13 protein-coding genes and 1 pseudogene are annotated in these 14713 nt (G+C 55.2%); 11 read left to right on the top strand and 3 right to left on the bottom strand.

Translation table 11 applies throughout. From position 1 onward, the window contains the following. Positions 1-17: 17 nt before the first annotated feature. The gene (locus PH7735_RS09910; RefSeq protein WP_058311817.1) at positions 18-887 is read right to left on the bottom strand and encodes an SMP-30/gluconolactonase/LRE family protein; all 870 of its coding nucleotides are present in this window, start codon (positions 885-887) and stop codon (positions 18-20) included. Between the two features lie 105 nt (positions 888-992). On the opposite strand from PH7735_RS09910, the gene PH7735_RS09905 reads away from it, so the two are divergent. The 6 genes from PH7735_RS09905 to PH7735_RS09880 all read left to right on the top strand — a co-directional run bounded on the left by PH7735_RS09905 (position 993) and on the right by PH7735_RS09880 (position 7189). Beyond that, the gene (locus PH7735_RS09905) at positions 993-1664 is read left to right on the top strand and encodes a GntR family transcriptional regulator (RefSeq protein WP_058311236.1); all 672 of its coding nucleotides are present in this window, start codon (positions 993-995) and stop codon (positions 1662-1664) included. A 165-nt stretch (positions 1665-1829) separates the two neighbouring features. Beyond that, a complete protein-coding gene (locus tag PH7735_RS09900) occupies positions 1830-3404 on the top strand; it encodes a sugar ABC transporter ATP-binding protein (protein ID WP_058311235.1) in 1575 nt (524 codons plus the stop codon). After that, complete coding sequence (locus tag PH7735_RS09895; protein WP_058311234.1) at positions 3401-4393, top strand: ABC transporter permease; 993 nt, start codon at positions 3401-3403, stop codon at positions 4391-4393. The genes PH7735_RS09900 and PH7735_RS09895 overlap by 4 nt, the downstream gene beginning before the upstream one ends. A gap of 40 nt (positions 4394-4433) precedes the next feature. Further along, complete coding sequence (locus tag PH7735_RS09890; RefSeq protein WP_058311233.1) at positions 4434-5429, top strand: substrate-binding domain-containing protein; 996 nt, start codon at positions 4434-4436, stop codon at positions 5427-5429. A 51-nt stretch (positions 5430-5480) separates the two neighbouring features. Beyond that, a complete protein-coding gene (locus tag PH7735_RS09885; RefSeq protein ID WP_058311232.1) occupies positions 5481-6392 on the top strand; it encodes a hypothetical protein in 912 nt (303 codons plus the stop codon). Beyond that, complete coding sequence (locus PH7735_RS09880) at positions 6380-7189, top strand: NAD-dependent epimerase/dehydratase family protein (protein WP_058311231.1); 810 nt, start codon at positions 6380-6382, stop codon at positions 7187-7189. The genes PH7735_RS09885 and PH7735_RS09880 overlap by 13 nt, the downstream gene beginning before the upstream one ends. 53 nt (positions 7190-7242) lie before the next feature. On the opposite strand, the gene PH7735_RS09875 is transcribed toward PH7735_RS09880, so the two are convergent. Further along, positions 7243-8190: an SDR family oxidoreductase gene (locus PH7735_RS09875; RefSeq protein ID WP_058311816.1), complete on the bottom strand. Its 948-nt coding sequence runs from the start codon at positions 8188-8190 to the stop codon at positions 7243-7245. A gap of 262 nt (positions 8191-8452) precedes the next feature. On the opposite strand from PH7735_RS09875, the gene PH7735_RS09870 reads away from it, so the two are divergent. Both PH7735_RS09870 and PH7735_RS09865 read left to right on the top strand, forming a co-directional pair. Continuing rightward, positions 8453-8869 (top strand): VOC family protein, encoded by a 417-nt coding sequence (locus PH7735_RS09870; protein ID WP_058311230.1) that lies wholly within the window; start codon positions 8453-8455, stop codon positions 8867-8869. 213 nt (positions 8870-9082) lie between these two features. Next, on the top strand, positions 9083-9979 hold the full coding sequence (locus PH7735_RS09865) for an AraC family transcriptional regulator (protein ID WP_058311229.1): 897 nt from the start codon (positions 9083-9085) through the stop codon (positions 9977-9979). A gap of 565 nt (positions 9980-10544) precedes the next feature. Here PH7735_RS09865 and PH7735_RS09860 read toward each other — a convergent pair. Further along, positions 10545-11456, bottom strand: a complete 912-nt coding sequence (locus tag PH7735_RS09860) for a LysR family transcriptional regulator (protein WP_058311228.1) — start codon at positions 11454-11456, stop codon at positions 10545-10547. A 146-nt stretch (positions 11457-11602) separates the two neighbouring features. On the opposite strand from PH7735_RS09860, the gene PH7735_RS09855 reads away from it, so the two are divergent. From PH7735_RS09855 to PH7735_RS20870, 3 genes and pseudogenes are all read left to right on the top strand, one after another. Next, positions 11603-13183: an arylsulfatase gene (locus PH7735_RS09855; RefSeq protein ID WP_199534986.1), complete on the top strand. Its 1581-nt coding sequence runs from the start codon at positions 11603-11605 to the stop codon at positions 13181-13183. 253 nt (positions 13184-13436) lie between these two features. Then, positions 13437-14264, top strand: a pseudogene (locus PH7735_RS09845) (IS3 family transposase); the annotation flags it as partial. Beyond that, positions 14241-14537, top strand: coding sequence for a hypothetical protein (locus PH7735_RS20870; protein WP_199534997.1), 297 nt, complete (start codon positions 14241-14243; stop codon positions 14535-14537). The pseudogene PH7735_RS09845 and the gene PH7735_RS20870, both read left to right, overlap by 24 nt. Positions 14538-14713 lie beyond the last annotated feature (176 nt).

Genomic DNA, 14713 nt, shown 5'->3' with positions numbered 1-14713 from the left:
CTCCCTGATCATAATTCTCAATGTCGAAAGGGAGCGTCCTCCACGCCCCTGAACCCGGGTTTGACTGCAAACAAGCCACCGGAAAGCGGCTCTTGCTCCAGAGTTTTTTCATCGCTCATCAACCGCGAGGTTGTGATGTAGAGCGTGTCGAAATTTTCACCGCCAAAAGCACAGCAGGTGGGTTTCCAGACCGGCACATCAATAATCGTGTCGATTGTCCCGTCTGGGGCGATGCGCACAACACGACGCCCCTCCCATTCTGCGTTCCAGACCCCGCCTTGTGCATCCACGCACGACCCATCAGGCAAACCGGGTTCCCCCCGGAACGACGAGAACGAGCGCTGGCCAAAGACCTGCCCCGCCCCCGTGTCATAGTCGAAGGCCAGCACGTCTTTTTCGGGGGTGTCGGCAAAGTACATTGTCGTTCCGTCAGGCGAAAAACAGATCGAATTGGCACAGGAAATGCCCTCGATCAATGTCGTAACACCCAAGGTTTCATCAATGGAAATGACTGAAGAATTTGCAGACCCGGACACCTCGTTCATGCCGCCGACAACGAACCGACCCTGTCGGTCTGTACGTCCGTCATTTGCGCGAGTTTCCGGATTGTCTGCTTCAAAGTCGCAAATTTTGGTTTCTTTGGACGTCTCGAGATCGAAGAAAGAGACACGGTTGGCGAAAGCAACAATGAGTCCGCCTTTTTCACATGGCGCGAAACAGCAAACGCGGTCTGGCATGTCATGGGAACTGTGCGCCCCACTTGCAGGATCATACTGCCAAAGCATGTTGCCTTCGATGTCGGTCCACCAGACACACCCGTCCGCAGGATTCCAAAAAATCCCCTCACCGTGCTGATTTTTACAATCAAGAACGAGATCGGCGCGCATGTTACGGGTCCCCTCCAAAAGAATCATCTGGTGTCTGATATACCAGCTTGCTTTAACTGGTGTATCAGATATTCTTTACCTTGCAACATTTTTTTAGGTGACCCGATGGCATTGACTCGTCCCAAATCGCTCAAGGAGCTGGCGCTCGAACATCTTCGTGAAAGCATCATTGATGGCACGCTCGCGATGGGACAGACCCTTTCGGAACGCGGGATTTCAGAAGATCTTGGCGTTTCCAAGTCACCCGTTCGCGAGGCACTGGCTCAGCTGCGCGACGAGGGGCTCGTCAATATCGAACCCCAGAAAGGTGTGCGTGTCTTTACCCTGAGCGAGGAAGAAGTGGCCCAGATCTGTGACTTTCGCCAGGCTATCGAATCTGCGGCTTTCGAGCTTGCCCTTGAACGGAATCCCGCAGGGCTTGCCAAAGATATGAAAGACAACGTGGCCGCGATGACCGTCGCGCGCAAGAACGGGGACACAAAGCAGTATCTCGCTCTGGATACCGCTTTTCACCAGTTGATCTTCAAACACGCCGGAAACGCCTATCTGGCATCCAGCTATGAACGCTATCTTGGCAAGATCGCCGCCCTGCGCACACATTTGTCAGGCTTACCAAAGCACACGGATCTCTCGTATCTGGAACACGGCAAACTGGCTGACGCAGTGCGCACAAAGGATATGCCGGAAATTCGCAGACTTCTTGCCGAACACATCGACCGCACCCGCGAAGCCTATTCAATTGCAATTGACCGCGGACAGTCTTCGGCCGCCGAATGACCTGAACACACACTTCTTTGAAAAGAAACGTAGGCGACCTCTCACATTGTGAAAGGTCGTTTTTCTTTGGTGGGGCTCCCCTCTCCAAGGGCCCAAAAACCACCTCCTGAAGTTTATATTGACATCTGATATACCAGACACCAGTATCAGCGCGGGAGGAAATACATGAAACACGAATCTCTCGGCTCTGCCGAAAGGGAGGAGCGTCACCGCGCGCTGTTCACCCTGTCAGGCGTGAAAAAGGCCTTTGGCTCGAACCTTGTTCTGGATGGAATTGATTTCGAGCTTCAACCGGGTGAAATCCACGCCCTCGTTGGTGAAAACGGCGCGGGAAAGTCGACCTGCCTTGGTCTTCTTTATGGATTGCACCAGCCAACAGGCGGAAAACTTGAACGAAATGGGGATGTTGTGCGCATCGAGAGCCCCTCGCATGCGCAAGAGCTGGGCATCGGATGCGTCTTTCAAGAGCTAAGCCTTGCCGGAGGGCTCTCGGTTGCCGAGAACATTTTTGCCGGTCGGGCGCCTTCCCGCTTCGGGGTTGTGGACTGGCCGGAATTGCGGCGCCGCGCCGAAGCCCTGCTGGCAGAGTTCGACCTGTCGATCAACGTGTCCCAACCGGTGGACAGTCTTCCTATCAGCACGCGCCAGATCGTCGAAATCGTCAAAGCCATCTCGATGGATTCTCAGGTGTTGCTGTTGGATGAACCCACATCGGCCCTGACACCAGATGAAGTTGAAGCCCTGTTCAAGGTGCTGCGCAAGCTGACCGCCAAAGGTATCGGCATTGTGTATGTCAGCCACCATATGACCGAGATTTTCACCATCGCAGACCGGATTTCTGTACTGCGCGACGGCAAAAAAATTAGCACAACCCAAACTTCCCAGACCTCCCAAGCACAGGTTGTGAGCGAAATGATCGGCGGGGCACACCCCGGTGACGTCGAACGCAGCGACGATCAACTGGGCGATGTTGTCCTGAAAGTCGAGCACCTTTCCAACGACGACCACTTTCATGATGTGTCTTTTGACGTCAGCGCTGGTGAAATCCTAGGGGTGGCCGGCCTTCTGGGTTCAAGACGCAGCGAAATCATGCGGTCGCTCGTCGGCTTGATGCACGGGTTTTCCGGCGCGGTTTATCTGCACGGAGAAAGCACCGGATTTCGGTCCCTGCGCGACGCGATGCAAGCGGGGATCGGGTATGTGCCCGAAGAACGCAAGACCGAAGGCCTGTTTCTGGAAGACACGCTTTACAACAATCTGGCAGCGGCCAGCCTCGACAAACATACGCGCTTTGGCTTGGTGCGGCGGCGGTCCGTTATCTCGGCTTGCGAAAGCGCGATCAAAGCCTTTCGGGTCAAGACAACGGGTCCGGAAGAAATCATCGGCGCCCTGTCGGGTGGCAACCAGCAAAAGATCATGCTCGCCAAATGGCTCGAGCGGGCGCCCGCGCTTTTGATCATCGAAGAGCCCACCAAAGGCGTCGATGTCGGTGCCAAATTTCAAATTCACACCGAACTTCAGCGACGTGCGGCGGATGGCATGGCCATCATCGTGGTGTCGTCAGATTTTCCCGAACTGGTTTCATTGTCGACCCGCATTCTTGTGGTTCACGAGGGACGCGTCATGGGGAACATCGCGGCACGTGATGCAACCGAAGACAGCCTTTTGCAAATGGCGGCGGGTCTTTCGGCCCCGGCACGCCCCTCCAACGAGATCCCCCAAGAAGGAATGGCCCCATGAGTATGGCTATAGACAGTGACAAAGCAGTCTCAAAAAATCCGATGCAACGCATTCTGAAAGCGTTCATTGATATCCGCGAACTGACCCTTTTGTTCATGATCGCTGTCATCATTATCGTGATGGCCAATCTGAACCCGTATTTCTTGTCAGTTTCAAATTTTCGGGCCTTGTCCGTCGGTATGGCCCCCACAGCGATCATTGTGATTGGTATGGCGATCCTGTTGGCATCCGGCGGATTTGATCTGTCTGTTGGATCGGTCATGGCACTGTCTTCGACAGTTGTGGCCATGATGATGCTGGCCGGATACAGCATTCCGATTTCGGTGGCCTGCAGCCTTGTTCTTGGCGCTGCAGTTGGTTTTTCCAACGGGATGCTGATCACGGGGCTGGGCATCAATCCCCTGATTGCGACCCTTGGCACCATGTCCATAGCACGGGGTATCGCGCTTGTGTTGACCGAAGGGTTTTCCCTATCCAGTCTTCCCAAGGAATTCGGCTGGATCGGCAAAGCCAGCCTTGGCGGATTTCCGGTTCTGGTGCTTTTGACGCTGTCCCTGATCCTGATTTTTGATCTCGCCGTGCGCCACACTCGTTTCTTTCGCCAGGTTTATTTCATTGGCGCAAACGAAAAGGCGGCAATGCTGTCGGGCATCCATGTTGGGCGCGTGCGCATCATCGCCTATGTCCTGACCGGTGTTCTGGCCGCGCTTGCCGGTGTTCTTCTGGCATCCCGCCTGATGAGCGGCACCCCGACCGCCGGCAATGGGATCGAGCTTCAGGTTCTGGCCGCAGCGGTCATTGGCGGTGCGTCCTTGCGAGGCGGCGAAGGCACCATCTTGGGCGCGTTTCTGGGTGTCGTCTTTGTTGCGCTTATCAACAACTCGATGACCATGCTCGCCGTCTCGATCTATTGGCAGATGATCGTCATTGGCGCCGTGCTCGTGAGTGCCGTTGCTCTCGACATGCTGATCCGGGGACGACGCGGATAATTCCAAACCACCAACAATCAAACCAAACAGGGAGGTCACAATGACCAATTCAAACATCAATCGCCGGAATCTTCTGACGGCAGGCACGGTTGCCGGTCTGGCCGGCGCGTTCGGTCTGCCCACGCTCTCAAGCGAAGCGCGCGCAGCTGCCGCTGGCAAGGAATACGTGTTCCTGTCAATCGTGACGCAGGTGCCCTTCTGGGTCGACTACCGCAACGCGATGAAAGACCTCGAAGAACTGATGGGGATCAAGGCGACCTTTACCGGCCCGCTGGATTTCGACACCGCCGCGCAGGCGCGTCAACTGGACGAGCTGATTGCCCGTCGCCCTGCCGGTATTCTGATCTTCCCCGGTGACCCCGCCACTCTGGCCCCCGGCATCGAACGCGCGGTTGAAGCGGGCATTCCGATCACCTGCTGTATCGGTGACGTTCCTGAAAGCCCGCGCTCAACCTTCCTTGGCATCAATGGAGTTCAGGCAGGCCGCGTTGGTGGTGAAATGCTGGCGCAGGCAATCGGCGGCAAAGGCAAGGTCATTCTTGGCACCTTCCCTGCCCCGTCGACCCTTGAACGCGTTGAGGGTTATAAACAGGTCTTTGCCGAAAAGTACCCCGAGATTGAAGTCGTCGATGTGGTGAACGACAAGGCAGATCCCTCCTATGCGCCAACAGCCTATCTTCAAGCCATTCAGGCACACCCCGATATCGTGGGGATCGGCGGAACCGACGGCGACAGCGGCAAAGGCGCTGCGATTGCGGTCACCGAAGCCGGTCGTGTCGGAGACATCAAGATTGTCGCGATGGACCGCAACGACGACATGCTGCCCTATATCGAGGACGGCACGATCACGGGCGCGGTGGCACAAAAGTCCTATCTCGAGATCTTCCTCGCCTTCCACATGATGCATTGGCAGAACACCGACGCGCTGAAAGTGCTTCCGGACTGGAAAGCGGCCGGAGTGAACCCCCTGCCCGAGCGCGTTGAAACCGGTGTGATGGCCATCACGCAGGACAACGTTTCACAGTTCAAACACTAAACAGAGGCAGGTCTGGCGGGATACGTCCCGCCAGACCGCTTCACCTGCACCATGACCGATCTTTGGAACATACACACGATATCTTCGGGGGCACTCGATCTTCACTGTCTGCCCGGCATCGGAGGTCGCCTGTGGGACATCGAATTTGATGGTCAGTCCTTTTTGTTTCAAAACAAGGATCTGATCGGCCTTCCTGTTGACCTCGACATACTCGCCGACCTACCGACACGCTCGCCACAATTCGGGTTTCCTTTGTGGGGTGGAGAGAAAACCTGGATTTCCCCCGATAGCGACTGGCCGAACAGCGCGCCGTTTCCGGTGCTGGACAGCGGCCCCTATTGTACAACCCATATCACCCCGCAGCGTCTAGGCCTGCAAAGCCAGATTTGCCCGATCAGCCACCTGCAGATTGAGCGCGACATCCGCCTGACCAGCGCGAACCGCTTTTCCCTGCGTCACCGCGTGACCAACCTTGGCGCAACGGAACGCTACACCGGAAACTGGTCCGTGATGATGCTGAACCGGCCAACCTGCATCGGACTGGAAACGGCCCCACACGACGACGTCAACACGGTTTTCGGAGATCCGACAGGTCGCGTGCGCCGCCATGGCGGGTTTTGCCTGTTTGATTGCAATGCACCGCAGGAATTCAAAACCGGTCTCTGGAACACGGCGGGGCGCGTCCTGATGCGTATGGAAACACCGGTCGGGGCCTATGTCCTCAGCTGTGTGACGCCCAAACCCGACCCGGATGACTCTTTCGCTCACGGCAAGGATTTCGAAGTCTTCAACTCGGCCGACTATGCCTATTGCGAGGCCGAGTGGCATTCACCAGCCCGCACCCTCATGCCGAATGAGAGCCTCTCCTACCAACAAGACTTTGAAATCCATCGTGAAAAAGACGTCTTGTCCGCCCCCAACACAACCCTCACCGATTTGGAGCTTTTATCATGCATGTCCTGATCACCGGAGCCGGCGGCCATCTGGGTCGAAAGCTTTTTGATTTCCTGTCCGAGGACGACCAGTTCACTGTCAGTGGTCTGGATATCAGGCCCGTCGATCATCCCGACATTCATGTTGCCGACTTTGGAGCCTCTCCCACGTGGGCCCGCCATCTTGAAACGGTGGATGTGATTGTGCATCTCGCAGGCGATCGCGAACCAACTGCGTCCTGGGCATCGAGCATCAGAAACAACATGGATGCCACCCTTGCGCTCTATCATCACGCAGCTCAACAAGGGGTCTCGCGCGTGGTTCTTGCCAGCTCGAACTGGTTGCACGGCGACAAACGTTTTACCGATGATATCCTGAACAGCGGCACGCCCCCCGGCCCTGTGAATGCCTATGGCATGTCCAAACTGTTTTGCGAACGCACTGGAAAATACTTTGCAGAGACACATGGTCTCTCGGTGATCTGCATGCGTATCGGTTGGACCCAATGGACGCACGACAACAAACCCGGACCACACATGGCGATGGGGCGGTGGGGACAGGAGATGTGGCTGAGTGATCGGGATTTTCTGTCAGGCATGCGGGCCGCAATCGTCGCAAAAGACGTGTCCTTTGCAGCGCTGAACCTGATGTCTGACAATCCCGGAATGCGTTGGGACATTGAAGAAACCAAGCGCACTATCCCCTATGTCCCGCAAGACGGCGCGAGGGCGGTTGTGCCGTGGCATATTGGTTTGAAAGGGGCTGCCAAAAAGCTTTTTACCCAAACCCTGCCCTCAACGTTTGAACGCTGGTTTCCATCTTGGTAAAATGCAGCGAACGGGCTGTCTGTGTGCGACTTCGCCCGCTTCGCTTGTTAGCCTTACAAGGGCCAGCGGAAACCCGTTTCCTTTTCAGAGCGCACCCACAACTTTGACATGACAGCTTTATCATAAGCGTGGGGTTCCAGTGATCCCCGCCCAACCGGACCCACAAACTCCATACGTCCCGTCGGCCCATAGAGCGCACGCTGTTCAAGGCCGCTCTCTGTGGCGCACATGACCTCTGGATAGGCCCCCTGTTTTGCGGGTTGCACCATGGGCGACTTGGTCATGAGCCACCAAACGAACCGTGTGACAAGCCCACCACTGGTCTTGATGAGAGACGTTGCAGAGGCCCCCGGATGGCACACAAAAACGTCGACCTGTTTCCCAGCTGCCCTGACTTTGTCTTGCAGCTCGTAGGCAAACATCATCTGCGCCAGTTTACTTTGACTGTACGCGGCGTTGGCGCTGTAATTTTTGTCCCAATTGATATCGTCGAAACGGATCGTTTTGAGCCCCAGTTTGTATCCTTGGCTGGCAACGACCACGATCCGGCCCTGCGCCTCTTCCAGACGATCAAAAAGCATCCCGCACAGAACAAAGTGGCCGTAATGGTTGGTGCCAAGCTGGCTTTCGAAACCGTCTTTGGTCAATTCCCGCGTCGGAACCTGTGCAATCGCCGCGTTACAGATCAGGGCGTCGATCCGGGGAACCGTTTTTAACACCTCTGCCGCTGCGTCGCGCACACTCGCAAGATCAGCCAAATCTATTTTGACAAAGCCCACCTTGGCACCCGCGCCAAATTCATCTTTCAGAGCTTTGACGGCGGCGGCTGATTTTTCCGCGCTGCGATTCAGCATTACCACATGTGCGCCTTTCGCCAAAAGGATGCGCGTGGCTTGAAATCCTGCGCCGGCGTTTGCGCCCGTTATCACAAACGTCTTGCCTTTGAGGTCCCCGAGGCGCTCCGGCGTCCAGCCCTGTGGCCCGAATGTTGTGTCTGCCATGATCTTGCTCCAGTCAACGCGCGCCCAAAGGCCACGCAACATGCATCTTCGTCTTGAAGATGTAGATAAGACACCACACGGCACCCAAACAGACGATATTGTCGCGAATACTTGCCTGATTGTCTCATTGGCAGCTCACAAGACATCCCACGGCGAAAACCGCCCGCTATTCTGCGTTGGTTTATTGAGCCGATTTGGTTGTTCGCCTAAGATAAACAGAAAACACATCGAAACGTTCAATCCATAGGAAGGAACATGGGTCATGATTGCCTATGTCACAGTCGGCGCAGATGACATCACCCGCGCAAAGCAGTTTTATGCGGCCTTCCTGCCTGCTCTTGGATACGGGTTTGAAGAAGGGCCGGAAGGTCTCAGCTATGCACTGCCGGTCGCAGCGGGCCAATCGCCTGTTTTGCCGGATTTCTATGTAAAACCCACCTTTGATGGGCGCCCTGCATCAGCCGGAAACGGGACAATGGTTGCCTTTGAAGCGCGCACCCAACAAGAGGTGCGTGACCTGCATGCCGCCGCCCTTGCCGCTGGTGGTAGGGACGAAGGTCAACCCGGATTTCGCCACACATACGGGCCCCGCTTTTTTGTTGGTTACCTGCGCGACCCGCAAGGCAACAAGATCGCGCTTTTCTCCAGCAATCCCGATGAACCCGGACGCGACGGATAGCGCGGATCAAAACCGATCAGATTACGGATCCAGCGCCCATCCCCTGCAATCGAATTTCAGGTCGTTTCCAAGAATTCACCAAAACCTGCTGAGCAAGGGGCCCCAGCCAAAAAGCCGAACAGCCCGTGAAGAAGCGTCTGGATAGTCTCAAATACTTGCCTGATCGTATCGGGCAGGTTGTCATAAGCACCCTGCCCAACCTATGGTCTTTGCATGACTCAGGACCAGATCACACAGCTTATCCAAAGCAGAATGCACGAAGACGGGCTCTTGGAAACAGGGGTGGAAGGCGTGCAATTGTTTCGTGCAACACAGGCGATGCCCTGCGTCCCAGCGGTTTACGAACCCAGCGTCATTGCGATCACAAGTGGATGCAAAGAGGCCGTGTTGGATGGCGCGCGTTATGCCTATGACAGCAGCCAATACATGTTGTGCCCCATGTCCATGCCGGTGCAGGCTGGCACGCCCAATGCATCGCCCGAAAACCCACTCTACGGCGTCTACATTTCGCTCAACCCGCGCGTGATGCGGGCCTTGGCCCTCGAAATGGAAAACGCAAGCGGCTCAGCCCCCCTGCCAGACGCCAGCTTTCACTCACAAGCGATCAAACTGTCCCGATGGGATGCGGGCTTTTCGGATGCACTGTACCGGCTGCTGCAATTGGGTGGAAAAGAACCCGATACAACTGTGCTTGGTGATACGCGGTTGCGCGAACTCTATTTCGCAATTCTTCAAGGAGAAGCCGGTCCTTTTGCTCGACACGCCTTTGGCGCAGGTCACTCCATCGCACGGTCCATTGCGCATGTGTCGTCAAACCTGCATACGCCGGTCTCGATCGACGAATTGGCCGCCCACGCTGGGATGAGCCGCGCCGTGTTTCATCGGAAGTTCAAACAGGCAACGTCGATGTCACCCATCCAGTTCGTGAAATCCATGCGCCTGAACAACGCCGCAACAAAAATTGCCGAAGGCATGACCGTAAGCCAAGCCGCGTTGGATGTCGGCTACGTCAGCGCGTCCCAGTTTAGCCGTGAATTCAAGCGGTTTTACGGACTGTCCCCACGGCAATGGGGCGAAACACAGAAAACGTCTTTGAGCGTAAGCGAATAGAGCTAACTTGAAGTTGGAATGGGCTAACCGTCAACGAAACGAGAAAGAGCAATCGGTGAAAGTCTTCATCAAACGCGCTTGCACTGTCTGGGCAAAGGAGTCTGAACTGCTCCTTTTCCTTCAGAAACTGCGTGCAACAGGTTTGAGCACATTTTGGTTCTTGCAAGAACCAATCCAGACGTTTCTCTATATCTTTCCAGTACCCCAAAACGAACAAAGTCGCCCTTAGCCGGCTGTGAGAAGTTTTATTAGATTTGGTTGCGGGAGCACGCAACCGCCTTTGTCAAACTAAGTTACGATGCATGGTTTGACCGTTTCCGGCCTAAACCGGCCATAGGTGGTGAAAGCGTCTGACGATTGCTCCAAGCCCAAAGCGGACATTGAGTTTCGGTTCTTCGGCCGCCATCCACACATGCGTCTTCAGCACAATGTATATTTTAGTTTAGCCGAAGGACGGAAGCGCGGGGCGTTGATGTTGTCTGCGTGGAAAAGCCGAAACCGTGTTAGCGACCAGAACCCGACGTGGCAAGCATGAGCGCCAATACCTATAGACAGACCCGAGACACTACTGGCTGATCGTATTCAACTCGACCAACGTCGACCAGAACAGGTTCAATGCAGCAGAATCGCCATTGGATTTTCGGGACGCGCAGATGTTCCAAAAAGGCGGGGCTATAACATCGACTTCCTTGACCTGCCCAGATGCCAATAACTCAGTAAATGCGCCTCGCATACCGCCGACAATGATATCCGGCCTTTCCAGCAACGACGTCAGAAACGCGTAGTCATCGCTCTCGATTTGCGGTAGAGCCGCAACCTTTTGGGCCGCGCGGGCGTCCCCTCCGAGGGCTTTGGTCAACGTTGCTTTCCAATGTTTGTGCAGATGGGGCGAGGCAAAAGGAAACTCGAAAACATCACCAAGGGATTGCGGACCGCGTTCATGAATTTCATGCGCGGGATGCGCCATAAAGACGACCGGCTGCTTTTCCACGACCAAAATTTCGACGTCGTCGGCCTCGGGAGTATAGGTGAGATCACCAACGAAAATGTCGAACTGGTCCTTTTGCAGCAGATCCAGTGGACGCGCATAGGCGCTGACCAAGACCTCAAAACGCAGGTCTGGCATTTCCTCACGCACCTTCCTCAGGACTGGCAGGATCAGGGTTCTGGTGGTCAGAGGCCCGCATCCGATACGGAGCATACCGCCATTTGTATTCCCAAGATCCACAACCCGCCTCTGATATCGCTCGAGATCGGATTTCAGGTCTTGCGCAACGCTCAGATACTCTTGCCCCTCACGAGTGAGTTTGCTGTTGTTCCGGGATCGGTTGAACAGCGTGAGACCCGTTTCAGTCTCAACCTGCACGATGTAGCGCGACAATGATGCGTTCGAAACGCCAATCAAACGGGCCGCATCTTGAAAGCTGCCTGTTTTGGCGAGGGCCAGGAACGCGTTCAGCGCATTTTCATTCAGCATAGGGCACCATGATTTCAATTGTGACGCCTTAGTTTTCACGAACTGAAAACTTAGTCCAGCGCTGTTGCTAGAAAGGGGCGAGTATTGCTTAATCGAGTGCGCGCGTCATGGTTTTGTCGCCTCCGAATTTTCCTAAAGGACTTGTTATGCCCACTCAACGAACCAGTTGGATACCAACCCTCGTTTCGATCGTAGCAACGGGCATGTTGCCCGTGCTTGCCTATGCAGACACAGATCAGCCCAATATTCTGGTGATTATGGCCGATGACGTCGGCTGGGCAAGTCTCGGAAGCTATCATCAAGGCGTCAAAAGCATCGAGACCCCTAATCTGGACCAACTGGCGTCCGAGGGCATGCGTCTCACGGATTACTATGCCCAACCCAGCTGTACTGCCGGGCGGTCCGCCTTCATCACTGGGCAGTATCCCGTCAGGACCGGCATGCACACGGTGGGTCTTCCCGGAGATCCAGACAAAGGACTTGACGCAAACGATCCAACACTCGCGAACATGTTAAAATCGCTCGGCTATACCACAGGCCAGTTCGGCAAGAACCATCTCGGCGACATGAACAAATTCTTGCCAACAGTCAAAGGCTTCGATGAATACTGGGGGTGGCTCTATCACTTGAATGCCATGGAATACACGTCGGATCCTGACTGGCCCAAGGATCAGCATTTCAACGACACATTTGGTCCTCGCAATATCATCCATGCCTATGCAACCCAAGAGGCTGACGAGACCGTGGATCCGCGCTGGGGCCCTGTTGGCAAACAGCGCATTGTCGATGATGGACCTGCGCCCCCTGAACGTCAGAAAACGCTCGATAACGAGGTGACAGCACATACGCTTGACTTCATCGACCGCGCAGTCGAAAGCGACACTCCGTTTTTTGTCTGGATGGCTCCGGCGCGCGCTCATGTCTGGACGCATCTAAGCCCCGAATACGAAGCCCTGATGGGCGACGGGCGTGGCCTTCAGGATGTTGTGATGCGAGAGCTTGACGATAATGTCGGCAAGGTGTTGGCGCATCTGGACGCTCTTGAGATTACCGATAACACAATCGTCGTTTTCACTTCCGACAATGGCCCCGAGACGATGACGTGGCCGGATGGCGGCACCACCCCATTCCATGGCGAAAAAGGAACCACATGGGAGGGCGGCTTCCGCGTGCCCGCGATCGTCCGTTGGCCGGGCAAAATTCCAGCTGGAAAAGTCAGCAACGGCATTTTTGACGGCATGGACTGGATGCCGACCTTGGTGGCAGCCGCCGGTGGACCAGACAATCTGCCCGAGGCATTGCTCAAAGGGTATGAGGGCTTTCAGGTGCACCTTGATGGCTACAATCAGGTCTCGTTCCTGACAGGAGAGACAGGCAGCAATCGACAGGAAATCGTCTATTACGAAGGCACTGATTTGCAGGCCGTACGCTATAACGACTGGAAAGCCCACTTTACAGTCCAGACCCACGGTTGGGCCGGGCCAAAGGATGAATTGAACGCGCCTTTGTTGTTCAATTTGCGTCGCGACCCTTATGAAAAAGCGGCAGACGAGTCCGGGATGTACACACGCTGGATGGGAAATAAAATGTGGGCATTCGGGCCTGCGGCCAAACTTGTCCAAAAGCATCTGGTTACATTTGCCGAATTCCCGCCACGTGGCACTGCGGTGACCAACGAGGCACATGTCATTGAACAGACGTCCACCGAAGGCGGGATGTCACAATAATCAGCACTGGTTTCGGGGGCGGAGAACATCCGCCCCCGTGACTTTACAAAGACATCTACCGACACAATCTGGCCTCGGTCTCGCTATTGGGGCTCAGGTCAGGGAGGGACATATGCTTGTCTTTGGAATGCAGATAGGGACTTTTGCAAACGTAGATGTTTCCCGCACACCACCAATTCTTCGCTGACCCTAGACCTGTCGCAGTTTGATGCCGCTCCTTTGATAGCATTTATTGCAACAAAGGAGACTGACTATGGGACTGAAACGCACGGACGAATTCCTCCAAGATGCGGTGCGTATTGCGCTGACCAGAGGGCTGACGCGTAAGCGGTTGGCGTCAGATTTAGGTGTTGAGCTGTCGACGCTGAACAAATGGATCACAGCGCATAGAGACATTGATGTGGTGTCGAAAGAGGATTTGAACCTCGCACAAGAGAATGAACGACTTCGATGCGAGGTCCGCATACTAAAGGGGGAGAGGGACATCCTAAAAGGGCCACCCAGTTCTTCGCAGGCCTAAAGCGATGAGTTTTAGATTCATCGAAGAACACAGTGACGATTTCCCAGCCAACCGTTTGTGCCGCGTCGTGGATGTCAGTTCACGCAGTCTACGTGCCTTCCGAAACCGACCTGCCATTCTCAAAAAGTGGTCCGATCTGACCACGCTAGCGCATATCAGGGAACAGTCCCGTCTCAGCCTGGACAGCTATGGCAGGCCACGGATGACGGAAGAGCTGAAAGAGATCGGCCTGAACGTCGGGCATCGTCGTGTTGGACGTTTGATGCGCCAGAATGGCATGTCCGGCGTGCGAACTAGTAAACACAAGGTGACAACGGACAGCAAACACAACTTCAACATCGCGCCGAAGTTGCTGGCCTGTAACTTCACAGCAGACCTGCCAAACCAGAAATGGGCGGGTGACATCAGCTATGTCTGGACGCGGGAGGGATGGTTGTATCTTGCCGTGATTCTGGACCTGCATTCCCGACGTGTCATTGGATGGGCGGTTCGCAATCGCATGAAGCGGACTTGGCGATCCGGGCGCTGAAGATGGCTATGGCCTTCGGATCACCGCCTAAGGTCTCCAAACAGATCGACAAGATCTTTGAAGCCATAACTGAGGGGATGTTTCATATAAGTATGAAGGCGAAGATGGACGCGCTGGAAGCCCACAAAGCAGAGTTGGAAGCGGAACAGGTCAATAGTGATCAGGACCCACCTGTCCTGCTGCACCTAAACTTGGCTGCAGTCTACAGGGATCAAGTTGCCAGCCTGAGCAACGCTCTCGGCGATAAATCCACCAAAGCAGAAGCCTCCAGCATCATACGTTCCCTGCTGACGGAGATCCGGTAATCCCTGAAGGTAGCAAGCTGGCCATCGTACTGGTCGGAGAATTAGCGGACTTGCTGGGCTTGGGCGTGTCTAGAATCGAACAAAGCCGCCCTTGGGCGGCTAGGAGACGAGTGTATTTGATTTGGTTGCGGGGGTAGGATTTGAACCTACGACCTTCAGGTTATGAGCCTGACGAG

The sequence above is a fragment of the Shimia thalassica genome, assembly GCF_001458215.1.
Taxonomy (GTDB): Bacteria; Pseudomonadota; Alphaproteobacteria; order Rhodobacterales; family Rhodobacteraceae; genus Shimia; species Shimia thalassica.
This window is presented reverse-complemented; position numbering and strand designations above follow the sequence as displayed.